The organism is Fervidobacterium pennivorans DSM 9078 (assembly GCF_000235405.2).
Classification (GTDB): Bacteria; Thermotogota; Thermotogae; order Thermotogales; family Fervidobacteriaceae; genus Fervidobacterium; species Fervidobacterium pennivorans.
In genome coordinates this window covers 148,478-171,337 of the sequence record NC_017095.1, presented here as the reverse complement: position 1 = coordinate 171,337, position 22,860 = coordinate 148,478, and the positions used below count along the sequence as shown (strand labels likewise).

Sequence of the window (22,860 nt, the reverse complement as noted above, 5' to 3'; positions counted from 1 at the left end):
CAAAACAAGCCATCTGCTCGACATCGTCGACACACTCGACACACATTGGACAGGCTCGACAGTTTTTAGAAATCAACAAATTTGAACTTCCCAGAGATTTTGTAATTACCATCTCTGACTATCAAAAATCTTTTTTCAACTAACTGTTCAAAAACCGAATATGCTGTTGTTCTTTTGAAACCATTCTTTTGGAGAATTTCCAAAATTCCTTCCTTTGGACCAAAATAATCCCCCAACAATTTAACTGCTTTCTTCTGATTTTCAGTTAAGCTAACACCCGTTGAGATATACTCTTTAACAACCTTATTGATTGTATTTAACAAATGTACCTTTCTAAGCTTATCCTCATGTATGTTGTCGTACACACTTTTGTATAATATCCATAGCGCATCTCTTGGATTTCCGTCTGAAAAGTCAGCAGCGACCTCAAGCACATCGTGCTCAACGAAGTCCAAGTATCTATCTAATCTTTTGACCAACATTTCTTTGATATCCAAGGCTTTCAAAGGTTCTAAAAACACGATGTCTTTAAAAACATTCTCCAGATTCCCCGCTTCGTTCCAGCGCATCCTATCAGATACATATTCTCTGTATATGGCAAACGGTAATGAGAACACAACAACTAAGTTCTCGATAAGAAGCTGCGTTTTCAATGCATCAATAACTCTCAACACATCTTCTTTCTTTTCCTTGTCCAGTTCGTCAACTATCAGCAAGAATTTTCTCTTTGCATTCACCGTTTCTTCAATTAACAACCCGAGCCGTTCGCGAGCGGCAAAGAAATTAAATCGCGGGGCTCTGGACTTTTCAAATTTAGCTTCCGTGTTGCCAAGCATCGAAAAGCCCAATGAAAATCCCTTCAGAGTCGCTACCTCTTCAGTAATCCAGTCCTTGCACTCTCTTGCAACCTCACCAACATCATTGTCGTGTTCCAACTTTGAGGCTAATGAATAAAGCAAATCGTAGAGAATACTTTCCATAGTCTCTCGGAGAGAAATATTGACAGTTTGAACATATACGTGCGATGGTTTCACAAAATTGAGTACCGTTGTTTTTCCAATACCAGTCTCACCAGCCACACCAAGTATTCCAAAAGGCAAGTGAGCTGTAATATTATTGAGATAACTTATCTCCTCTTGCCTATTAACTAACCAATCTGAATCTGATTCTCTCAAAGGCTTATCCGTTAAAAGAGGAATAAGAACAGAAATACCCTTGTCATCCATAATTTCACCTCTACACATTTTCGACCGTCAAAATACTTTTCAAACCAATTATACCACGCAAGCCAACATTTTTTCGCTCGACACCGTCGACAAGCTCGACAAACGTCGGACAGGGTCGACACATCATGGATAAACAATTTCCGCACATTCCACCCTTCATTCAGCAAATCTGAATCCTGGGCTGATTTGCCTTGCAAATTTGAGCACTTCTTTGTATTCTCCCATCGTTATTCTTCTTGCAATCTCCGGAAATTGATGTGCTTTAAAGGTAGGATAGTACTGTGCCATTACATTTACATACGCCTTACCAGATACCTCTTTTGCAATAAACTCAAGCACCTTCTTGCTATCTGCCACATTATTTGGCATCACCAAATGTCTGATTATCAATCCTCTAAGGGCTATTCCATTGTCATCCACAACCAAGTCTCCAACCTGACGTTGCATTTCAATAACTGCTTCTTTTGCATATTTTGTATAGTTCGGAACCTTAGAATATCGCAATGCTTTTTCATCATCTCCGTATTTAAAATCGGGCATGTATATATCGACGATCCCATCAAGTAGAGCTATTATCTCTTTGCGTTCATACCCGCCGCAATTGTAGACTAATGGAATTCTTAACCCACTCTTTGCTGCAATCACAAGCGCAGAGACAATCTGGGGGATATAATGTGTAGGTGTGACTAAATTGATGTTGTGACACCCCATCTTTTGGAGAGTAAGCATAATCCCGGCAAGTTCTTCAATGCTAACCTTTCTCCCCTCACCAAGCTGACTGATGTGATAATTCTGGCAAAAAACACACCCCATATTGCAGTGAGTAAAAAATATCGTTCCAGAACCACCAAAACCAACCAAAACAGACTCTTCCCCAAAATGTGGTCCATAGCTTGCTATTTCAATATCTGCTGTGGCACGGCAAAAACCAACTTTGCCCTCGAACCTATTAACCCCACACTGGTGAGGGCAAAGGTCACATCTCTCAAGATGTTCCATCAGGTCTTTGGCTAAGGTTGATAATGAGTCGTTGAAAAGTTTTTCCTGGTAAGATGCCACGAAATTTCCACACTCCCTTGTGATAATTATATCAACAAACACTACTAAATCAAACTGTTTCTCAAGATTTTGCAGATAGTGTCATATTTTTCCGCAAAAAAGATTAATAGTCGGAACTCTTATCATTTCTTCTTCATAGGATTTTTTTCTTGCTCTTTCTACATTTGGTAAGAATCTATGTTCGTGGTATGATTTATCTGAAAACGTTTTCGAAAACGTTTTCAAAAGAGTAAACGTTTCAGCATAAACGTAGTGATTCATTTTCTCATCTTAACGAAGGAGGTGGATAAGTTGAAAAAGCAGGGCATTTTCAACTCACAGATCGCAAAAGTTGTTGCCTCGATGGGTCATAAAGACATGTTAGCAATTGTGGATTTGGGGTTTCCAATTCCTGATGCCGTTGAGAAGATAGATATAGTTTTAGACTACGGAAAACCAAGGTTTTCAGATGTTCTTGAGGTTGTTCTTAAGGAACTAGAAGTTGAGCAATGCATTATTGCTACCGAGTCATCAGAAATTTTTATTGATGAGATTCAAAAAAAATTGCCATCAGCTGAGCTTAAAAAGATCTCACATGAGGAGTTGAAAGAGTTGGCGAAAAAGTGTAAAGCGGTTATTCGAACAGGGGATACAACACCTTATTCCAACGCAATACTTGTGGCTGGGGTGATCTTCTAAATGCCTGAAAAGGTACTTGAAGTAAAGAATATCAGTAAATCATTTCCTGGGGCGCAAGCACTGAAAAATGTCAGCCTAGACCTTTACGAAAAAGAAGTTCTTGCGCTTGTCGGTGAGAATGGTGCTGGTAAAAGTACGCTTATAAAGATAATAAGCGGTGTTCATAAAGCAGATAGTGGGGAAATTTACTACCTCGGTAACAAAGTTAACTTCAAAGATCCGACCGAAGCTATTTCCAACGGCATCTCCACAATACACCAGGAACTGAACCTTTTTGAGGAATTAACCGTTGCAGAGAATATTTTTGTTGGAAACGTCAAAGGGTTTCGATTCTCTAAAAGAAAAGCGTTCGAAGTTATCAAAAATCTTCTCGAGAGCCTGAAATTCAATATAAGACCAGACGAAAAAGTCAAGAATCTTAATACATCCGAAAAACAGCTGGTATCTATTGCAAAAGCTCTGTTTTTAAACGCTCGCATAATAATAATGGATGAACCAACTGCAACAATCACTGAATACGAGGCTGAAAGACTATTTGAAATCATCAAAAACCTAAAAAACAAAGGCGTTTCGGTAATATTCATATCCCACAGGCTGGAAGAGATTTATCAAATAGCAGACCGAGTTACAGTCCTTAGAGATGGCGAACTCATTGGGACCAAGCGTATAAACGAAGTTAGCAGAGAAGAACTTATAAGGATGATGGTTGGTAGGAAAATCGAGGAAATGTATCCCAAGTTCAATCAACCTAAGAATGAAACTATATTTATAGTGGAGAATCTTTCGGTAAGCAATTTTGTAAAAAACGTAACTTTCGAAGTTCGAAAGGGAGAGATATTCGGTATAGCAGGGCTTGTTGGATCCGGAAAATCTGAAATCGCGTTGGGGATTTTCGGAAACTTACCAGCGACCTGGTCAAGAATGGTACTGAATAATACTGAGCTTGAACCGTCAAAAAATATGCTTAAGCACGGGATCGCATTGGTCCCGGAAGACAGGAAAAAGATGGGGTTAGTGCTCGAACTAGATCTCATGAGAAATATCGTTCTTCAAAATGCCGATGAAGTCTCAAAGGGTCTACACATTTCATGGAAAAAAGCCAAGGCTATGGCTTTTGAAGAGATTAGGAAATATTCTATTAAAGTTAGCAGCATGTTCCAGAAGGTCAAAACGCTATCAGGTGGTAATCAACAAAAGGTTGTTTTGGCCAAAGTTCTCAGAAAAACTCCTCAGTTAGTAATGCTGGTCGAACCAACAAGAGGTATCGACGTTGCAACAAAAGTTGAGGTTTATAACATCGTGAACAAGCTTGCCAATGAAGGTGTCGGAGTTATATTTATCTCTTCAGAACTTCCAGAAATACTCGGTTTGTGCGACAGGGTCCTTGTCATGCACCGAGGTCGCTCAATGGGTATACTCGAACGTCACGAATTGTCAGAGGAAAAGATTTTAAAACTTGCAACGGGGGTTGACGACTAATGAACTCGAAAAGATTGCTTGCTAAGGTTAGAGAGTATCCTGCTATAGTAGGACTTTTAGGTGTCGTAATACTCTTCAGTCTTTTATCAGACAGATTTTTTACGTTGTCGAATTTCGTTAACGTTCTTCGACAAGTCTCTATGCAGGCAATTATCGCTTTTGGCATGACGGTTGTGATAATTTCCGGAGGAATCGATCTGTCAGTCGGCTCTGTCTTTGCACTATCTGCTGCCGTTCTTGCTTCAATCATTGCAAAAAGTAACTCGATATTCGTTGGCATTTTGGCTGCTCTTTTGGTGGGGGCGGCTTTTGGGTTCTTCAACGGTTTACTCATAGCGAAGGGAAAACTCCAACCTTTTATTGTGACACTCGCTACTATGGCTATTGCTAGGAGTTTAACCCTTGCATATATGGAAGGAATGCCGATTACAGGGTTCCCTTCGTCTTTCCGTTTTATCGGTGCCGGCGATGTTTTGGGTATTCCCGTTCCCGTAATAATAATGTTTTCCTTACTCGCTCTCATGAGCTATCTAACTCGCTTCACAAAGTTCGGACTCTACGCGTACTCAATTGGTGGTAACGAACTGGCCTCTAGGTTAAGTGGTGTGAAAGTGGATCTTTACAAAATCAGTTTTTACGTTCTAAGTGGCATACTGACAGCAGTAAGCGCAGTAATTCTCACTTCAAGGTTGAACAGTGCACAACCAACTTTCGGTGTTGGATACGAGCTTGATGCCATCGCCGCGGTTGTTCTAGGTGGAGCAAGCTTATCGGGCGGCAAAGGAACGGTACTGGGCACCTTTTTCGGTGCTCTCATTATGGGTATATTAAACAACGGCATGAACATACTAAATGTTTCCCCATTTTACCAAGATGCAGTCAAAGGCATCGTTATTTTGACGGCTGTGTTGATCGAACGTGAAGGGTAACACACTTTTGGGAGGTGAACGGTATGAAAAGGTTAGTGGTGGTTCTTGCGGTGTTGCTTTTGGTAGTCTCAGCTTTCAGCTTCAGGGTAGGTCTCTCGTTGTCAACACTTAACAACCCGTTCTTTGTAACACTTAGAGATGGAGCTCTTGCAGCTGCAAAAGAACTCGGAATAACTTTACTTGTTGTTGATGCACAAGACAAGCCGGCAAAACAACTCAACGACATTGAGGACTTGATTCAGAAAAAAGTTGACCTAATAATAATTAACCCAACAGACAGTGCCGCAATAGTGCCGGCAATTGAAGCTGCGAACAAAGCAAAGATTCCTGTTATCACGGTTGACCGCGCTGCAGCTGGTGGACAAGTTGTAGTTCACATAGCGTCTGACAATGTGGCAGGTGGAGCCATGGCAGCAAGATTCATAGCAGAACAACTCAAAGGCAAAGGAAAGGTTGTCATGCTTGTTGGAATTCCAGGAACTTCAGCTGCTCGTGACCGCGGACTTGGGTTTAAAACCGAGCTCAAAAAATACCCAGGGATCCAGCTTGTTGCAGAACAAGTCGCAAATTTCAATAGAGCAGAAGGTATGAGAGTCATGGAGAATATCCTTCAGGCATACCCTGATATTGACGCCGTTTTTGCGCAGAACGATGAGATGGCACTTGGTGCAATTGAAGCTATTAGAGCTGCCAAGAAACTTGGAAAGATAATGGTGGTAGGTTTCGATGCAATTCCAGATGCTCTCGAAGCAGTGAAAAAAGGCGAAATGGCAGCTACAGTGGCACAGCAACCTTACCTCATGGGTCAGCTCGCTGTTCAAAAAGCATACGAATACTTAAAGCAAAAGACAATATTTATTCCAGTGGAACTTGAGCTTGTGACAAAAGGGAAGTAAAATATAAACATGAGCAATATTCTGTCACCCAGGGGGTAATCCCCTGGGCATTTCAAAAGGAGGAACGGCATGAAAAAAGTAAGTATCAAAGATGTTGCTAAACTCTCAGGAGTTTCTATCTCGACAGTATCGAGAGTTTTAACAGGCTCCGCACCAGTCTCAAAGGAATTAACGGAAAAAGTTATCAAAGCCGTACAAGAACTGGGGTACTCTCCCAGTAGTATAGCTCGGAGTTTGAGGAATGGCGCAACAAAAACTATTGGTTTCATACTTCCAGACATAACAAACCCATTCTTTGCACACATCGTTCGTGGTGCAGAAGATTATTTAAGAAAACACGGCTACACTCTTATTTTCGGAAGCTCCGATCAAGACAAAAACGAAGAAAACCACCTACTCGATGTCCTTCTCTCCAAACACATAGATGGATTACTGTTCACAGGTTCTGGAGACTCTAATCCAAAATTACTCCGTAAAATTGAGCAGGGACTAAAAGTTGTCTTCTTGGACAGAATCATACGGGGTGTTAACTCCTCTTACGTTATCGTTGACAACAAAAAAGGTATAAACTTACTGCTCGACCATCTTATTGAAAACGGTCACGAGAGCTTTTTGTTTGTCAACGGTGATAAGAATACCTTCAGCGCAAAACAACGTCACGTAGCGTTTATGGAAAGAATGAAATCAGGTAAATACAAACATGAACACTATTTCACAGGATTTTCATATAGAGCAGGTTACAACTTTGCTTCGCAGTTCGATGATATATTAGAATTCGACGCAATTCTGTGTGGAAATGACTTGATAGCCTTTGGAGTTATAGACGCTTTGGAAGAGAAAGGGATACATGTCCCTGAACAAATTAGTGTAACAGGTTTCGATGATATACCCTTCAGCAAGCACTATAAACCCGCCTTAACAACTGTACGCCAGCCGATGTACGAGATGGGTCAAAAAGCTTCCGAACTCTTATTACTTATGATAAAAGAGCAGTTATCAACAGCCGAAGGAATTATCCTAGATCCGGAACTTGTAGTCCGAGAATCAACAAGGAGGACAAAAATATGATTGCTATCGTTGGAAGCTCAAACATAGATATCGTGCTCACAGTGGAACATTTCACAAATCCCGGAGAGACTCAGAGAATAACTAAACTTGAGTATTTTCCTGGTGGAAAAGGAGCCAACCAAGCAGTTGCTATTGCCCGCCTATCTGAGAAACCCGTGTATTTTCTCACCGCCGTAGGTGATGATCAATACGGAAAAATATTGACTGAAAACTACGAACGCGAGAATATTCACGGATACAGAGTTGTCAGTGGTATCTCGACAGGTATGGCTTTTATCGAAGTTTGCCTCTCGGGAGAGAATAGAATAATAATCTATCCAGGTGCGAATGCTTGTTTAACTCAAGAAATGGTATTAGATTCGAAAGAGGAGCTGCTCAAAGCTAATATCTTACTTGTACAGAACGAGATACCTTTCGAAACAACACTCTACGCTTGTGCTATGTTTAAAGAAGCAAGCAAAATAGTTATTTTTGACCCCGCACCAGCTCAAGATATCAGGCCCGAGATTTTTAGATATGTCGACTTTCTTACACCAAATGAGGAAGAACTTAACGCACTTAGCAAAACGTTTTTTGACAATTTTGTTTCAATAGAAGATTCTTTCGAAAAATTCAACAAATTAGGTTTGAAGGCTATGATAGTTAAACTGGGGGATAAGGGAGCAACGTATGTAGATTCCAACAGACTCTTCAACATTCCAACAATAAAAGTCACAGCTGTCGACACAACAGCAGCTGGCGATGTCTTTAATGGAGCTCTTGCAGTAGCCTTGAGTGAAGGTAAAGACTTAGCCGAGGCTATAAGATACGCCAATATATGTGCGGCTATCTCTGTTACAAGAAAAGGTGCTCAGCCATCAATTCCCAAAAGGATTGAAGTTGAAGAGTTTTTAAAAGGTATTCAGCCTTTGTAATACAATTGATTCTCCAACAACTGTTCTGGAGGTACATCTTTATATTCTCTTGCAGGAACGCCCATGTAAATCTTTCTTGGGTTTGTGTCTTTCGTGACGACCGAACCGGCAGCAATGAGCGTGTCTTCGGCAATCACTATTCCAGGAAGTATCGTCGAACTAGCACCGATACGTGCACCTTTTTTCAAAGTTGGTCCTTTAAAATACTTTTTCCTTTCCTCAGTTCGTCCCAAGAAATTGTCGTTTGTAAACGTCACATTCGGGGCTATGAAACAATAATCTTCTATTGTCGATATAGCAGTAATATAAGCATTTGTTTCTATCTTCACATACTTTCCTATCTTTGTTTTATTCTCAACTGCTACTCCCCTACCAACTATTGTATATTCCCCAATCTCCACGTCCTCTCGTATACTTGCAAGGTCTCCAACGAACACAAAATCATGCAAAACTGCTCCTCTGTAAATCACACAATTTGCACCAATCGTTACGTATTTCCCAAGCACAAGTGGAGGAAGCTCTTTCTCATCAGTCGTCGCAGATGCTGAAGCTTTAAACGGCTTTTTTCCAAGCACCGTGTTATCACCTATAACGCACCCTTCACCAATCACCGTGTCTTTCCTGATAACAACATTGTGACCAATCACAACATTATCACCAATCACAACATTATCTTCGATAACAACATTTTCACCAAGTCTCACATTAATACCTATCTTTGCAGTTTCAGAAATCATTTTCATTCCTCCTTTTCCGTTCTAATATCCAATAGTATCTTTCGGAAACCCCAACTTTTCAAGAACATCCAGTGGCATCCTAAACCTTACCGTTACAAGTGGGTCTACAACTTGTGAAATCTCAGCATGTCCAACGATGCTAAACAACATCGTCAATTCTTCAAGGCTAATGTTAGCATATCTTAGTACAAACTCCGCCATATCACTCACGGCTGATTTCATCGCTTCATCCAATGTTCTTGCAGAAGCTAAAGTTAACAAACTACCTTCAGAAATTACCATCGGATTCCTGAGCTCCAAGCCCTTTTTGACAAAAATTCTTGCCGTAACCTTCCCAGCAACTTCTATCCCCGTTCCACAAACTTCCCCATCCCCCATGAGCGCGTGTAAATCACCCAAAGCAAGCAGACCACCTTCGACAAAAACCGGCAAAATCACCTTTGTCCCTTTCTTTATACACCTTGTATCCAAATTCCCTCCATGGGGTCCTGGAGTACCACAATTTACACTTCCTTCTTTCGGTGCTACTCCAATCACACCTATCATTGGGTCAATAGGCAATTCCAAATTATTAAAAATCGCACAACCGTTTTCTATTTTCACAATCTTTGTATAAAAACTTTCAAACTTTTCTCCAAGAGGTCCGAGTCCTTTTCCAGCAATCATAACACCTTGATTTGCAACTTCGACATCGAGTATCTTAACTACCAATGCATCCCCAGGCTTCGCTCCTTCCAAGAAAACAGGACCCGTTGCAGGGTTAACTTCCGACCAATTGAGATGCTCCAACCTATCTTCTGCTGTCCTTATCTGGTTTGAAAAACAATCCATCGTTTCAAAGACAACTTCATCTCCATTTTCGATAACCAAAGCAGGCTTCATATCACTACTAAACGCAAAAACTTTATTCTTTGAAGAAACAAAATACTTGTGTCCCATCAAACTCACCCCCTTCCCCCATTTTTTCAACCTTACTTACCTACTTCCTTCTTTATATCCTTAATCCCCTGCGCCGATTTCTTACTCGAAATCACTATATACTCATCCGTCTCAATCACTATCAAATCCTCAACATCGTTCAGAATCGTCTTCTTGTTCGTTTTGACTATATTTCCCTTACTCTTGAAATAATACACATTACTCGCCAACACATTTCCCATCTCGTCTTTCTCACTGTGCCTTTCAACACTTGTCCAACTTCCCACATCGTCCCACCCAAATGCCGAAGGGATAACATAAATCCTATCGTAATGCTCCATTATCCCATAGTCAACGGAGATATTATCAACCTGTGGATAGAGTTCTTTCAAAGCCTGCTCGTATGAATTCTCAGGCAATTCAAATAACTTATTGAGAATTTCGTAAGTCTTTGGTAGAAATTTTCTTGTTGTCTCGATTATCGTATCAACATTCCAAATGAATATCCCAGCATTCCACAGGTAATTGCCCTCTTCTAAGTATTTGAGTGCTACCTCATATGCTGGCTTTTCAACAAATCTTTGAACTCTCAATACCGTTTCGTTGTATTTAACATCTTCATTCTCCCTCACGAATTTAATATACCCATATCCTGTCTCAGGTCTATCTGGCTTTATTCCAAGAGTAACGACGGCATCTTTATTTTTCTTGATAAAATCCAAAGCACTCTTCAAAGCCTTCCTAAACCCTTCAACGTCCTTTACAAGATGATCCGCTGGTAGAACCACAAGGTTAGCACTGCCAAAATGTTTTTTGATATAGAAAGCCGATAATGCGATTGCTGGTGCTGTATTTCTCCCCATCGGCTCAACAATTATATTCTCCCTTGGCAACCCTGCCAACTGTTCACTTGTGATTTCTACATACTGCTTGCCTGTAACAACAAACGTATGATTAATCGGAACAAGTCCCTCAAGTCTTTCAACGGTGAGCTGTATCATCGTCTTGTCACTGAACAAATTCAAAAACTGTTTTGGTCTTTCATCTGTTGAAAGTGGCCAAAATCGTTCACCTTTTCCACCAGCCATAATTAATGCAAAGTCCTTAGTTTCAGCCATACTATCTCTCCTCCTGAACACTCCTAGTCTCTTATTCAAACTTAATTCCAAGCATCTTCTCCAACGCTTCTTTCAACTTCCAATGTTCAACAAGATGAATAACATAGAAACCCAATCTCTTCGCTGTTTCAATATTATCCGCCCTATCGTCAATAAACAAAGAACTTGATGGTTTCACACCGCAACGTTCCATTAATTCATAGAAAATATCTTCATTGGGCTTTATCTTTTTAACATGGCTTGAGATGACCATGCAATCGAAATACTTGAAAAAATCGAACGTATTGTACACATACTCAAATGCCTTGTAGCTGAAATTCGAAAGCACACACAGGCGATGCCCATGAGTCTTCAGAATAGGCAACAACCTTGTGTTCTCCTCTATCGGCTTAAGCAAATTCAATACCACATTCTTCATATGGTGAATGTACCGTGCATCTTCCGGGTATCTTTCCTCCATCATCTTCCAAAGCTGTGACTCGGATATATCACCTTTGTCCATCAAATTCCATTCCGGGACACTGAAGACTCTCTCAGCCAGTCGCTTAGCAATCTCTTCGCCAAACTCCTCAACCATATACCCATACGGGTCCCAGTGTATTAATACTCTGCCAAGGTCAAAAACTAAAGTATCTATCTCTTTACTCTCAACCATCTAACCACCCCTTATCTATTTGTCTCTCATTGTAGATTTTACCATTGATATATGAAATCGTTAACTGGATTGGATAAAAGTTTCTATGCCTGATGTAAATATATTGCCTCTCATTAAATGCGGGGGTATGGTATAATAATTTTTGAATACTCTGCTCGGTGGTGGTGTATATGAAAAGGCAAGAAGATATTCTCAAAATACTGACTGAACAAAAACAATACCTTGTCCAAAATTTTGGCGTAGAAGAAATTGCACTCTTTGGCTCGTACGCGAGAGGTGAGGAGAACGAAGAGAGTGACATCGACATTTTGGTTCAATTTAAAGAAGGCTATAAAACATTCGATAACTACATGGACCTAAAATTCTACCTTGAAGAACTTTTCGGAAAAACCGTCGACCTTGTTATCAAATCTGCTATAAAACCGCGACTAAAACCATACATTTTGGAGGAAGCAAAATATGTCTAAAAAACTGTTCTCCACAAACAATTCCAGGATGGGATTTTTTGATTTTGGAGGAAGCAAAATATGTCTAAAAAACGGGACGTTAAATTATTCTTACAAAACATTTTGGATGAGATTCAGCGCATTAAGAGATTCGTCGAAGGAAAAATTGCCGAAATTCGAGACGATTGTTTCCCATCTAATTAAAATCGAAAACCACCAGTGTCTTCTTAAAATTCCACCATACATCCTTCAAACAACCCAGCAACGCAATCCCCTAGTTTTGACTGCACTACATTTGCTACCTTCTCACTTATTCTTGCCGTTTACCTCCTTTTGTAGTTGAAAACACAATCAAATGCGATATACTTTCAAATGGAACAATTCTAAAAAAACATATGGAGGAATTCACATGTTTGATATCAATTCTCAAAACAAAATCTCGATAATTATCCCTGTTTACAACGAAGAAAAGACCATTTCAAAAACACTCGAAAGCTTACTCAACAACGATTACAAGGCCATCGAAATCATCGTGGTAGATGGTATGAGCACTGACAATACAAAGAAAATTCTCGAAGAATATGTCTCAAAATATCCCACAAAAATAAAGATACTCCAAAATCCTAAAAAGCACACACCTGCTGGCTTGAACATCGGTATACAAAACGCTTCTGGGAAGTATATAATGATAGCAAGTGGGCATGCAACTTACTCAGAGAACTATATATCTGCCTGCGTTGAAGCCATCGAGTCAAACCTCTGTGATGTTGCTGGAGGATTAATGGAAACACTCCCAAGAGCTCATAATCCAAAAGCGATAGCAATAAGTGAAGTATTAAAGCATCCATTCGGTATTGGTGGGGCAAAGTATAGAACAGGTGTAGAAGACAACGAGTATGTCGATACCGTTGCGTATGGAATATACAAAAAAGAAATTTTCGAAAACATAGGACTATTTGACGAACGGCTGATAAGAAACCAAGATATCGAATTCAACTTACGTTTAAAACGCGCAGGCTATAAGATTGTGCTCGTTCCTCAGGCAAAATCATATTACTATGCAAGAGACACATTCAAAAAACTTTGGGAAAACAACTACTCAAACGGATTTTGGGTGACACACAGTTCAAAATATGTGAAAAGAGCCTACAGATTGCGCCATTTGATACCTTTGTTTTTTGTGGTGTATTTACTTACTCTCTTAATAACATGGTTCATCCCTATAATTCCAACATTTCTTAAATTGCTCTGTGTAATACCCTTTTTGCTTTATCTGACACTTGTTACAACATTCTCATTGAAGATAGCCCACAAACACAGAAACTTCAAACTATTTTTCTACTCATTGATTACGTTCCTAACTTTGCACACATCATACGGAATAGGTTCAATTTTTGGATTATTCAGAAAAGTAATGTAATAATCTATAAAAGATGGAGGACAGAACTTGGTATCAGCTTTCTTAAAGCCTTTGCTTGCAATTTTACTAACGGTAGCGATTACAGGCTTGATTGTCTGGCTATACTTTGAGACAAAGCTTTCGAAGATTCTTTTCACCACAGAATTCAGTCTAGAGGACGTAAATGCCTATAATAACCAATCTACAACTGCAAACTCCTCGAAGTTTGCAGTTGCATTGTTTGGTTTAGATGCACGCCACGAAGGTGAAAGCTCCCGAAGCGATACGATTATGATTCTTCTTATTGACCATTCTATGCAAAAGATAAAACTTGCCTCGATAATGAGGGACCTTTACGTTGATGTTCCTGGTTACGGTAAACGAAAGATTAACAGCGCCTATGAACTAGGAGGTCCAAAGCTTGCACTTTCAACACTGAATACAAACTTTGAACTTGCTCTAACAAAATACGTAACTGTAGACTTCCGCGGTTTTGAAAAAATAATTGATGCTGTTGGTGGGGTTGAGATAGATGTCAAAGACTACGAAGTGGAACATATTAACATAAACATGAGGGAAGTAAGAAACCTGATAGGCGGAGATGTGCCGGAAGTAAAATATCCTGGCTTGCAACGTCTCAATGGCAGGCAAGCTCTCGCGTATGCAAGAATAAGATATGTAGGCAATGGTGATTACGAAAGAGTCCAGCGACAGCAGAGAGTCTTCGAAAAAGTTTTTGAAAAAGTGAAAAATGCATCACTTGGAACAAAATTGCGCATAATTGATATGGTGCTCCCATATATAGAAACAAACTTAACACGTAACGAAATTGTTTCTCTTGCCACGAAAAACTACTCAAAATACACGCTCGAGCACACCAGACTTCCCGTCTCTGGTTCGTATAGAGAAGGGTATGCAACAATTGATGGAATAAAACAGTGGATATTCATTACTGATATAGAAAAAAACAAACAAGCACTGCATGAGTTCTTGGAAAGATAAAAACAATAGCTGCCTATATGGCAGCTATTTGTTAAGTTTAATTCATATTACTTAGTTAAAATCTCAACCATCCTCTTCCCTGCATCGCCATTTCCATACAGCCCTGTTGGATATGGCCTTTCTTGAGAAGAAAACACCGCATCGTAAATCCCTTCACCATCTGCTAAGATGTTCCACTCACTCTCAACAAGCTCTCGCCAGCTTGTATCCGGCATTACAACAACAGCCCGTTTACCTGCAAAATACGCCTCTTTCTGTAACCCACCACTGTCGGTAATAACCTTCCAAGATTTCTCCACCAAGCCCATTAAGTTTAAATAATCAATCGGTTCGATTACAATAATGTTTTTCAAATACCTATCCAACCCGAATTCAGAAATTCTTTTACGTGTTCTTGGATGAACTGGGAAAACAACCTTTATCTTCTCCGCAACTTTTGAGACTTCGCTCAAAATCTTTTCAAACTTTTCTTTGTTATCCACATTAAAATCTCTGTGGAGGGTCATAACAATATAATTTTCTTCCTCAAGACCAAGAAGTTCGAACACATCGTATTTAAACATAGGCTCCATCATCAAAAACAAATCGTACATCACATCTCCGACAAAATAAACTCCTTGCTCTATACCTTCTTTTTTCAAATTCTCAACAGCCAGTTTAGTCGGACAGAACAGGTACTTAGAAACTCTATCTGTGAGCACGCTGAGGTATTGAAACATCCATTCGGAGTTGGTGGCGCAAAGTACAGAACAGGCGCTCAGAAGAATGAATACGTCGACACGGTAGCTTATGGAATTTACAAAAAAGAAATCTTTGAAAAGGTCGGACTGTTCGATAAAAGATTGATAAGAAATCAGGATATAGAATTCAACATAAGGCTCAAAGATGCAGGATATAAAATCATGCTTGTTCCGCAAGCAAGAGCGTACTACTTTGCCAGAGACACATTCAAAGGACTTTGGCAAAACAACTTTTCAAACGGATTTTGGGTTACCCACAGCCGAAAGTACGTGAAAAAAGCATACAAGCTAAGGCACTTAATTCCTTTGTTTTTTGTCATTTATCTACTCATTTTGGCTGTAACCCTCTCAATTCCGGTCATCCCAACTTTCTTTAAACTACTTGGCTTGGTTTCTCTTTCACTTTACTTAGCAATGGTTACCATATTCTCAGCATCTGTAAGCACCAAACACAACGACAATAGCATATTTTTCTATACGTTAACTTCATTCCTAATTTTGCACATATCGTACGGGACAGGTTCACTTGTTGGACTTGTCAAAAAGGCATAATCTAAAAATGTTTTCTATCCATATATCTTAGTTATTATAAAAGTTCCAATGGTAGTTGTGTTAGCAGAGTTCTTATCTGTCCGAATCAAAGTCAATTTGATGAAAATAATCATTAAATCCATAGCAACGGTTTCACAAATTTGACTTTTGACTCTTTTTAAACGAAAACAAAAAGTCTTCCACTCCCTGATTTAAGAGTGAAAGACCAGATACGAGACGTAAGAAACTATTTTATCCTTAAGGAAGGGCAGCCGTGAATTTCTTGAAGTTATGTGTTTAGCTATCAGCTTCTCCTTTTTCAAAGTGGAATACTTGATTCGGCTTATCGACCCTGTAAAACCCATGATAACCAAACCAATCCCTTATCGCCTGAACAAGATTTGCAGGCAGCTTTTCAGAAACAATAGAGAGATAGAAATTAATAGCGGAATCAATAACAGGAATTGGGATATTGTATCTTTTGGCTATACTGCTAACCTGGATAACATTTTCGTACAAAAGGTTCAAATTCTTTATGATATTCTCTTTCTCAATTAAGCATCCCAAACCTCCAAGATCTTCCAACAGTAAGTAATCTATGAAACTTGACTCGAGGATACTTCCTTTTCTCCAAACTTTTAACACATTATCTAACTGGACGTTGTAGCCAAATTCATTCGAGGCTCGCGTTAACAACCACAGTCCCTCACTAAAAGCAATGTAGTTAACAAACATAAGGGCATCCTTGAGTAAACTTATCAAGTCTAAACCTAAACTTTCCTGTTCCAGTGAACGCCTCTTTATTTGAGAGTTCTTAGAAATCCTCATTCTAAGTTCTTTGAACACTGAAATCATTCTGCTGTTCACTGAAGCTGCTATCGTGATTGCAGGAATTCCTAGCTCTAACGCAGTTTGAGTAAACCACAGACCTGTCCCCTTCTGCTCTGCAACGTCAAGGATCACATCTATAAAAGGAGCACCTGTAAGTTCGTCGACCTGTCTCAAGACGATACTTGCAACCCTGAGCAGAAATGAATCAAACAGCAACTCGTTCCATTCTTCAAAAATAGTTGCGATTTCATCTGTTCGTAGCAATAAGACTTCACGCATTACTTGATAAACTTCAGAGATGCCAGCTATTATCCCATATTCAATGCCATTGTGCACCATTTTAACAAAGTGCCCTGCTGAGCGCTCACCCATGTAATTCACACACTCACCATATCTACTCTTAGCTGCGATTTTCTTCAGCATTTCTTCGACCTGTTTATACGCTTGATAATCCCCACCGGGCATCAGAGAGGGCCCTTTTAAAGCTCCTTCAGAACCACCGGAAATGCCCATCCCTAAAAAGCGGAAGCCTTTTTCAGCGAGGAACCTATAGCGTCTTTCGGTGTCTTTAAAGTGCGAATTTCCGGAGTCTATTACTATATCTCCTACTTCCAGAAATGGAATAAGCGAATTAATGACCTCATCTACCGGATTCCCAGCCGTGATGAGTAAGATAATCACCCTTGGTCTACTGAGAGATTCAACAAGAGCATCGATACCTTGGAAGCCTCGAATGCTATAGGAGAAAGGAATGCTTGATAAGAACTGCTTAGTTACTCCGTATTCTTTGTCGTAAACACTAACACGTAAACCTTTCTGTGCAAAATTGAGTGATAAATTCTTACCCATGGTACCAAGCCCAATTATTCCAACGTCACTCTTTCCGTCCACATCTATCACCCTCTAAATCATTTTAAAGAATTTAGAACAACCCAACTTACCAGAAAATGCCTCTCGGAAAAACCAATTCAAAGACTTTCTCAAAGAGATACCAGATTCCAAAAGAAACAACCGCCGTATATGCGATAGCTAACGGCAGATCTTTCAATTTCATCTCATCTTTCAAGAAAATGTAGTTAAAGAAAACTATCAAGAACGCGGAAAGCAGGAAACCCACGTATTTCATGAGCCATACCGCAGCAGCGAAGATTATCAAAAACAGTAGAGAATTGCGAAATCCAACATTATGACCTGCATCATTTGAAGATTCTGCAACCTGAGACTTCTTCTTCAGACTTCGGATTTCCATTACCAGCCACAAAATGGAGAACAGTAATGTAAGTAGAGAAATCAGTTTTGGAAAGAAATCTCCACCGAGTGAGCCGCCAAATCGAAGGGTTCGAATTAATGCAGCTTGTATATAGCTTACTATCGATACAACGATAAATATTATTGGGAATATTAGGTTCTTTAGTATGTTAGTCAATTTTTTCATATGATGATTCCTCCCCAGCTCTTAGTTTGAATATGTGAGGGGCACGTTGCCCCCCACTGTTGTATTTCTCATTTAACTACTTGAGCTGCTTTCATGTAAACTGCTTCCTGTTCTCTCCAGAAATTCAACAGATCGTTTCCAGTCTTAAAGAACGGGACTGCGTATGCAACTTCGGCCAACTTCTTTTGAAATTCTGAGTCGGCTACTATCTTTTCAATAATCTTGTTGAACTCGTTCACTATGTTAGCCGGAGTTCTTGGAGGGAAGAAAAACGTGTTTGTCATCGGGAATTTCAGACTCCTAAGTCCCTGAGAAGCTGCCGTTGGCGCATTGGGTATGAACGGGTCTGGTTGATCATCGTGCACAGCCAAAACCTTGATTTGCCCGTTCTTGATATACTGAACGGCTGAGACAAGAGCTAATGGAACAATATCGACGTGGCCACCAAGTAAGGCAGCAATTCTTTGCGCATCTCCACCCTCGTTAGGAACCACTCTGAATGCACCTGGAGCTGCCATCTCGATCGGAGCGTATTCCAAATAAGCTATTCCACCTGCACCGGCTCCGTACACGTACTTCTTCGGATTTTTCTTTGCATCTTCAATAGCTTCTTTCAAATTATTCCAGGGAGCATCTGCCCGTGCCGCAGTTATTCTCGAGGTCTTTGTTACGATACACGCCGGTGTAAAGTTCGTCCACTTTATATCCGCTACGCCAAGGTAGTAGTTTCCCAATACGGCCTGGTGGTACCAAAGTACGGTATAACCATCTGGTTTTGTCTGAAGCACTTGTCTGGCTGCAACCGCTCCTTCTGCTCCGACAACATTGGTTACTATCATTTCTTTGCCAGTGTACTTCTTCCAAAACTCTGCTATGAGCCTTGCTGTTATATCACTTGCACCACCTGCTGAATACGGAACAACAACAGTTACCGGTCTTTCCGGATAAGCGGCGAAGCTAAGTGTGACCAGAAGTAATGTCAGCAAAACGCTAAGAACCAAAAACACTAACCTTCTTGTCATAACACACCACACCTCCTGGTATAAGGATAAGTTTAAGCACTTTGTTTCTTTGCAACGCGCGCGTTGATGTATAGCCCAAGAACAAAGAGAAATACCGCAAGTATTATTAGAGTTAGCGAAATAGGTCTTGTGAACAGTGGCATTAAACTACCCTCTGACAATGCGAGAGCTTGTCTGAGCCCTTTTTCAACAATAGGACCGAGTATGAAAGCAGTTATAAGAGGTACAAGAGGAAAGTTTGCTTTCCTTAAGACGTACCCAACAAACCCAAAGAAGAGTGCTACCCAGATGTCAAAGACCCTGTTGTAGAGTCCATAAGCACCAACAACCATCGCGATGGTTATAACCGGGTAGAGGAAATATGACTTGACGCTTAAGGCAGATATAATAAATCGCATCAGTACGAGCCCAAGTACAACCATCGTTATGTTAGCAAGGATCTGAGATGCGAACACTGTATAAACACTGTCAGCATGCTCCGCAAACAGCATCGGTCCCGGGATCATTCCGTGTATCATAAACCCTCCAATCATCATCGCAGTGACTGAATCACCAGGTATTCCGAGCGACAACAGAGGAACCAGTGCTCCGGCGATGGTAGCGTTGTTGGCGGTTTCAGAAGCTATTACACCATCTGGGATTCCCGTTCCGAACTTTTCCGGATGTTTGGAATACGATTTGGCAAGTCCATAAGCTATAACGCTGGAGGTTGCCCCACCAACGCCTGGAAACACCCCTATAATAAAACCGATAATCAACGACCTGATGAAATTAATCGGCTGGCTGAATATCAGTTTCGTCGACTCAAGGACCACCTTGAAACCCATTCTCATCTTTTTAGTTTCTGGCGGAACAACAAACTTCGAGCGCTGCTCTATGGCTACAAATACTTCACTCAAACCAAACAATCCTATTAGAAGTGGCAGAATATCTATTCCTGCAATAAGATTCTCAATTCCAAACGTTAACCTCTTAACACCTGTTAGTGGGTCTGCTCCGACTGTAGCAATAAGAAGTCCGAGAAGTATTGAGAGGGTATTCTTCACTATTCCCCCTTCAAACATTCCAATACAACCAGCAAATGCGAGGATACCAAGTGCGAAATACTCAAACGGGCCGAACTTCAAGGCCACTTGGGCCAATGAATAGGTAGCTATTATCATCGCGAATACCGCTATGAGCCCACCGAACAACGAACTCATAAGAGAAATTCCCATCGCAAGTGGTGCCTGTCCTTTTTTCACCATGGGATGAGCATCAAATGTTGTTGCAATAGATGAAGGAGTTCCCGGAATATTTATCAACCCCGCTGAGATAAATCCACCCGATATAGCGCCAACGTAAATTGCACTTAACAGAGCCAATGCGCTATATGGATTTAGACCATACGTTAGGGGCAACGCCAAAGCGACACCCATCGTTGCTGTGAGCCCTGGGACCGCACCAAATATCAGCCCCCAGACTGTACCAATAACTATTATTAAAAGATTTTGCGGGTTTAACACTATGGGTATACCTACCTGGAACGTTTTCAAGAAAGCCTCCACAATAACACCCCCAAAGGTTTAGCTCTTTAGAATTTCATCAAGAGTGCGCTTTTCACTTTCCTCTATTTTTTCAGTCCATGCTTGATACAGACCTTCGTAAAAGCCCACAAATTTCAATGTCGGCGATATGATTTTCGTTTCCTTGTTGGTATTCACAAACTTTTCGAACTGGGCTTTGTTGACTAATCTTAGAGCAAAAAGAACGGTTCCAAGCACAGCGTCGTACCTATTACTCCTGTAAAAAATGCCTCGGTTCAATACGGTTGAGAGCAAGTTCCCGAACCCCGGTATTTCCAACAACCCTCCTGAAGCCACAAATCCAGTAACGTCTCCTAATAGTTTGCGTGTGACTTCCTCGACCACATTGACGGCTCTTCTAAACTTAAACACCAACCCTTCGATAACTGCGGCTGTTAAGTCATCAACACTTGTATGTGGTGATAAATTATAAAACTCTCCTTTCTGATACGGTATCCACCTGATCGAGCGCATTCCAAAAACAGTTGGCTTAAAAAGTACCCTATAGTTATTAGGTTTTTGAATCCTTGCTTCATCGTTCAAAATCCGGTTAAGAGTCTGTTCGTATGGAGTGTAATCACTTGACTTCAGATAGTTATCTTTCCACCAGTTCAAAACATTGCCGCAATTATTTGTAGCGCTTCCGACTATATAGTTGTTATCATCGAATATATAGCACCACGGGCCAAACCCAGGCATATCTTCAACATCAGGGATCTTACTGGTGATTCTTCTGATCGCAGCACTTGTTCCCATCGATATCGTAATCAAACTACTATCGCCGAACGTTGTCCCCATACTCGATGCAGCTCCATCAGAGGTTCCAACAATGACCCTTAGATCGAAATTTTTTTCATCGAATAAGCTCGTCAAGAATTTACTGGGTTTTAGCACCGTATTTCCTGAAACTGCACTTGGAAATTTTGATGAATCAACCTTAGCAAAATCTCTCAGCAAGTCATCTGCCCATCTATCAGCTCTAATATCGTAGCAGCCCGAACCACTTGCGATTGATTTATCAACGAAATGTGAATCCGTAAGGAGATGGATTATATAGTCCTTCACAGACGCAATCTTAGTCACTTGTTTCAGAAAATCTTGCTCATTTTTTGAAAACCATATTAACTTGTAGAATGGATACGTTGGCGCAACAGGACAACCTGTTCTGCTATGTAAGAGCGTCGCTACCGATTCGTTCTTGAGGATTTTGATCGCTTCTGTTGTTCCCAAATCATTGGTCCATGGGATGATGTTGGCAACAGGTTTCATATCGCTGTCTAAGAAAAGTAACGAGTGCAACATAGTATCTACGACCAAATATATTTCTTTCCTATCCGAAGAAAGCTCTCTCAAGAAATTCGCTGCATCTCTTAGACATCTTTCCAGAGCCGCTTCAATATCTTTCGGTCTTATAGTAATGCCGATCTTTTCATCGAAACTATACGCGTAGTTCTCAACAGCTTTGTACCTAACTTCAAGTGCCTCTTCATCGAAGACAACAGCCTTAGTACTCGAAGTTCCAACGTCTACTCCAATATAGTAACGCTTCACCCCACAACACCACCGTCCATAAATTGAAGTACATTAAGAAAGTTCCCTTATCTTCTTCAATACATTCCTAATTCTTTCCCTGACCTCTTCTTTTGATCCACTTACCAGAGAACCACCCATACCAACACCAAAGGCACCTGTTTTGAGCCACTCTAAAACGTTGTCTGGTGAAACTCCGCCTGTGACAATAAAATTCACGTTCGGGAATGGCCCCTTCATAGCCTTGATGAACGCTGGTCCTAGAATATCTCCAGGAAAAAGCTTGAGAATAGTGTTACCAGCCAGATAGGCATTCACAATTTCAGTTGGTGTCATAACTCCGGGAATGTAGCAAATATCTCTCTCTGCACAAAACTTTGAAACTTCCGGATCAAAGTTTGGTGAGATTATGTATTCAGCACCGGCTTCCAGCGCTTCAACACACATGTCCAAATTAATGACGGTACCAGCGCCTATAACAGCATCCGGACACCTTTCTTTAAGTTCTTTTATGACCTCCGTTGCGTTTGGAACTGTAAAGGTTACTTCAATCAACTTGACACCTTCTTCGCTCAGGGTAACACCTTTTTCTACTGCATCTTCCGTACTGCTGGTACGCAAAATTGCTATAAACCGTTCCTTTTCGATCAAAGCAGCTACTTCGTCTTTGTGCATCCTAAAA

Annotated in this window: 23 protein-coding genes and 1 pseudogene; 11 read left to right on the top strand and 13 right to left on the bottom strand. The window is 40.5% G+C overall.

Going from position 1 to position 22,860, the window contains the following annotated elements:
- Positions 1–65 precede the first annotated feature (65 nt).
- Both FERPE_RS00770 and FERPE_RS00765 read right to left on the bottom strand, forming a co-directional pair.
- Entirely contained in the window at positions 66–1,226 is a 1,161-nt protein-coding gene (locus tag FERPE_RS00770) for a P-loop NTPase fold protein (RefSeq protein WP_014450780.1), read from the bottom strand.
- A gap of 156 nt (positions 1,227–1,382) precedes the next feature.
- The gene (locus FERPE_RS00765; RefSeq protein WP_014450779.1) at positions 1,383–2,285 is read right to left on the bottom strand and encodes a radical SAM protein; all 903 of its coding nucleotides are present in this window, start codon (positions 2,283–2,285) and stop codon (positions 1,383–1,385) included.
- A 291-nt stretch (positions 2,286–2,576) separates the two neighbouring features.
- Here FERPE_RS00765 and rbsD point away from each other — a divergent pair, with 291 nt between their 5' ends.
- The 6 genes from rbsD (at position 2,577) to rbsK (ending at position 8,249) form a co-directional block, all read left to right on the top strand.
- Positions 2,577–2,963 carry a D-ribose pyranase gene (gene rbsD / locus FERPE_RS00755; RefSeq protein ID WP_014450778.1) on the top strand — a complete coding sequence of 129 codons (387 nt, stop codon included), beginning with the start codon at positions 2,577–2,579 and terminating at the stop codon, positions 2,961–2,963.
- Positions 2,964–4,442 (top strand): sugar ABC transporter ATP-binding protein, encoded by a 1,479-nt coding sequence (locus FERPE_RS00750; RefSeq protein ID WP_014450777.1) that lies wholly within the window; start codon positions 2,964–2,966, stop codon positions 4,440–4,442.
- Positions 4,442–5,371 carry an ABC transporter permease gene (locus FERPE_RS00745; RefSeq protein WP_014450776.1) on the top strand — a complete coding sequence of 310 codons (930 nt, stop codon included), beginning with the start codon at positions 4,442–4,444 and terminating at the stop codon, positions 5,369–5,371. The genes FERPE_RS00750 and FERPE_RS00745 overlap by 1 nt, the downstream gene beginning before the upstream one ends.
- A 23-nt stretch (positions 5,372–5,394) precedes the next feature.
- Positions 5,395–6,267, top strand: coding sequence for a D-ribose ABC transporter substrate-binding protein (locus FERPE_RS00740; protein ID WP_014450775.1), 873 nt, complete (start codon positions 5,395–5,397; stop codon positions 6,265–6,267).
- 69 nt (positions 6,268–6,336) lie between these two features.
- Entirely contained in the window at positions 6,337–7,335 is a 999-nt protein-coding gene (locus FERPE_RS00735; RefSeq protein ID WP_014450774.1) for a LacI family DNA-binding transcriptional regulator, read from the top strand.
- Positions 7,332–8,249 (top strand): ribokinase, encoded by a 918-nt coding sequence (gene rbsK / locus FERPE_RS00730; protein ID WP_014450773.1) that lies wholly within the window; start codon positions 7,332–7,334, stop codon positions 8,247–8,249. The genes FERPE_RS00735 and rbsK overlap by 4 nt, the downstream gene beginning before the upstream one ends.
- Here the strand turns inward: rbsK and FERPE_RS00725 are convergent.
- The 4 genes from FERPE_RS00725 to FERPE_RS00710 are packed head-to-tail and all read right to left on the bottom strand — an operon-like array spanning position 8,237 to position 11,677.
- Positions 8,237–8,992 carry an N-acetyltransferase gene (locus tag FERPE_RS00725; protein WP_041262749.1) on the bottom strand — a complete coding sequence of 252 codons (756 nt, stop codon included), beginning with the start codon at positions 8,990–8,992 and terminating at the stop codon, positions 8,237–8,239. The genes rbsK and FERPE_RS00725 overlap by 13 nt on opposite strands.
- Positions 8,993–9,007: 15 nt before the next feature.
- On the bottom strand, positions 9,008–9,925 hold the full coding sequence (locus tag FERPE_RS00720; RefSeq protein ID WP_014450771.1) for an acetamidase/formamidase family protein: 918 nt from the start codon (positions 9,923–9,925) through the stop codon (positions 9,008–9,010).
- A gap of 32 nt (positions 9,926–9,957) precedes the next feature.
- Positions 9,958–11,022 carry a mannose-1-phosphate guanylyltransferase gene (locus tag FERPE_RS00715; RefSeq protein WP_014450770.1) on the bottom strand — a complete coding sequence of 355 codons (1,065 nt, stop codon included), beginning with the start codon at positions 11,020–11,022 and terminating at the stop codon, positions 9,958–9,960.
- 31 nt (positions 11,023–11,053) lie between these two features.
- Positions 11,054–11,677, bottom strand: a complete 624-nt coding sequence (locus tag FERPE_RS00710) for an HAD family hydrolase (RefSeq protein ID WP_014450769.1) — start codon at positions 11,675–11,677, stop codon at positions 11,054–11,056.
- A gap of 170 nt (positions 11,678–11,847) precedes the next feature.
- On the opposite strand from FERPE_RS00710, the gene FERPE_RS00705 reads away from it, so the two are divergent.
- The 4 genes from FERPE_RS00705 (at position 11,848) to FERPE_RS00695 (ending at position 14,524) form a co-directional block, all read left to right on the top strand.
- Positions 11,848–12,144: a nucleotidyltransferase family protein gene (locus FERPE_RS00705; protein WP_014450768.1), complete on the top strand. Its 297-nt coding sequence runs from the start codon at positions 11,848–11,850 to the stop codon at positions 12,142–12,144.
- A 60-nt stretch (positions 12,145–12,204) separates the two neighbouring features.
- A complete protein-coding gene (locus tag FERPE_RS10775) occupies positions 12,205–12,327 on the top strand; it encodes a hypothetical protein (RefSeq protein WP_280985150.1) in 123 nt (40 codons plus the stop codon).
- 205 nt (positions 12,328–12,532) lie between these two features.
- The gene (locus FERPE_RS00700) at positions 12,533–13,543 is read left to right on the top strand and encodes a glycosyltransferase family 2 protein (RefSeq protein ID WP_014450766.1); all 1,011 of its coding nucleotides are present in this window, start codon (positions 12,533–12,535) and stop codon (positions 13,541–13,543) included.
- A 27-nt stretch (positions 13,544–13,570) separates the two neighbouring features.
- Positions 13,571–14,524: an LCP family protein gene (locus FERPE_RS00695; protein WP_014450765.1), complete on the top strand. Its 954-nt coding sequence runs from the start codon at positions 13,571–13,573 to the stop codon at positions 14,522–14,524.
- A 47-nt stretch (positions 14,525–14,571) separates the two neighbouring features.
- Here the strand turns inward: FERPE_RS00695 and FERPE_RS00690 are convergent.
- Positions 14,572–15,225: pseudogene (locus tag FERPE_RS00690) on the bottom strand (UDP-N-acetyl glucosamine 2-epimerase); the annotation flags it as partial.
- Between the two features lie 9 nt (positions 15,226–15,234).
- On the opposite strand from FERPE_RS00690, the gene FERPE_RS00685 reads away from it, so the two are divergent.
- Positions 15,235–15,816 carry a glycosyltransferase family protein gene (locus tag FERPE_RS00685; RefSeq protein WP_211204748.1) on the top strand — a complete coding sequence of 194 codons (582 nt, stop codon included), beginning with the start codon at positions 15,235–15,237 and terminating at the stop codon, positions 15,814–15,816.
- 276 nt (positions 15,817–16,092) lie between these two features.
- Here the strand turns inward: FERPE_RS00685 and gndA are convergent, their stop codons facing one another.
- From gndA to FERPE_RS00655, 6 genes are all read right to left on the bottom strand, one after another.
- Entirely contained in the window at positions 16,093–17,517 is a 1,425-nt protein-coding gene (gene gndA / locus FERPE_RS00680) for an NADP-dependent phosphogluconate dehydrogenase (protein ID WP_014450764.1), read from the bottom strand.
- A 46-nt stretch (positions 17,518–17,563) separates the two neighbouring features.
- A complete protein-coding gene (locus FERPE_RS00675; RefSeq protein WP_014450763.1) occupies positions 17,564–18,061 on the bottom strand; it encodes a tripartite tricarboxylate transporter TctB family protein in 498 nt (165 codons plus the stop codon).
- 68 nt (positions 18,062–18,129) lie between these two features.
- On the bottom strand, positions 18,130–19,083 hold the full coding sequence (locus tag FERPE_RS00670) for a tripartite tricarboxylate transporter substrate binding protein (protein ID WP_014450762.1): 954 nt from the start codon (positions 19,081–19,083) through the stop codon (positions 18,130–18,132).
- A gap of 32 nt (positions 19,084–19,115) precedes the next feature.
- Positions 19,116–20,630, bottom strand: coding sequence for a tripartite tricarboxylate transporter permease (locus tag FERPE_RS00665; protein ID WP_014450761.1), 1,515 nt, complete (start codon positions 20,628–20,630; stop codon positions 19,116–19,118).
- A gap of 18 nt (positions 20,631–20,648) precedes the next feature.
- Positions 20,649–22,199: a gluconokinase gene (locus FERPE_RS00660; protein ID WP_014450760.1), complete on the bottom strand. Its 1,551-nt coding sequence runs from the start codon at positions 22,197–22,199 to the stop codon at positions 20,649–20,651.
- Positions 22,200–22,232: 33 nt separating this feature from the next.
- Positions 22,233–22,853 (bottom strand): bifunctional 4-hydroxy-2-oxoglutarate aldolase/2-dehydro-3-deoxy-phosphogluconate aldolase, encoded by a 621-nt coding sequence (locus tag FERPE_RS00655; RefSeq protein WP_014450759.1) that lies wholly within the window; start codon positions 22,851–22,853, stop codon positions 22,233–22,235.
- Between the last annotated feature and the right edge of the window lie 7 nt (positions 22,854–22,860).

Bases quoted from the DNA above. Each gene is read 5' to 3' on its own strand.
- FERPE_RS00700 (WP_014450766.1), top strand. From the start codon at position 12,533: ATGTTTGATATCAATTCTCAAAACAAAATCTCGATAATTATCCCTGTT.
- FERPE_RS00725 (WP_041262749.1), bottom strand. From the start codon at position 8,992: ATGAAAATGATTTCTGAAACTGCAAAGATAGGTATTAATGTGAGACTT.
- FERPE_RS00720 (WP_014450771.1), bottom strand. From the start codon at position 9,925: ATGGGACACAAGTATTTTGTTTCTTCAAAGAATAAAGTTTTTGCGTTT.
- FERPE_RS00710 (WP_014450769.1), bottom strand. From the start codon at position 11,677: ATGGTTGAGAGTAAAGAGATAGATACTTTAGTTTTTGACCTTGGCAGA.
- FERPE_RS00675 (WP_014450763.1), bottom strand. From the start codon at position 18,061: ATGAAAAAATTGACTAACATACTAAAGAACCTAATATTCCCAATAATA.
- FERPE_RS00745 (WP_014450776.1), top strand. From the start codon at position 4,442: ATGAACTCGAAAAGATTGCTTGCTAAGGTTAGAGAGTATCCTGCTATA.
- FERPE_RS00770 (WP_014450780.1), bottom strand. From the start codon at position 1,226: ATGGATGACAAGGGTATTTCTGTTCTTATTCCTCTTTTAACGGATAAG.
- FERPE_RS10775 (WP_280985150.1), top strand. From the start codon at position 12,205: ATGTCTAAAAAACGGGACGTTAAATTATTCTTACAAAACATTTTGGAT.
- FERPE_RS00655 (WP_014450759.1), bottom strand. From the start codon at position 22,853: ATGCACAAAGACGAAGTAGCTGCTTTGATCGAAAAGGAACGGTTTATA.
- FERPE_RS00705 (WP_014450768.1), top strand. From the start codon at position 11,848: ATGAAAAGGCAAGAAGATATTCTCAAAATACTGACTGAACAAAAACAA.
- FERPE_RS00750 (WP_014450777.1), top strand. From the start codon at position 2,964: ATGCCTGAAAAGGTACTTGAAGTAAAGAATATCAGTAAATCATTTCCT.
- FERPE_RS00740 (WP_014450775.1), top strand. From the start codon at position 5,395: ATGAAAAGGTTAGTGGTGGTTCTTGCGGTGTTGCTTTTGGTAGTCTCA.
- FERPE_RS00670 (WP_014450762.1), bottom strand. From the start codon at position 19,083: ATGACAAGAAGGTTAGTGTTTTTGGTTCTTAGCGTTTTGCTGACATTA.
- FERPE_RS00735 (WP_014450774.1), top strand. From the start codon at position 6,337: ATGAAAAAAGTAAGTATCAAAGATGTTGCTAAACTCTCAGGAGTTTCT.
- FERPE_RS00715 (WP_014450770.1), bottom strand. From the start codon at position 11,022: ATGGCTGAAACTAAGGACTTTGCATTAATTATGGCTGGTGGAAAAGGT.
- rbsK (WP_014450773.1), top strand. From the start codon at position 7,332: ATGATTGCTATCGTTGGAAGCTCAAACATAGATATCGTGCTCACAGTG.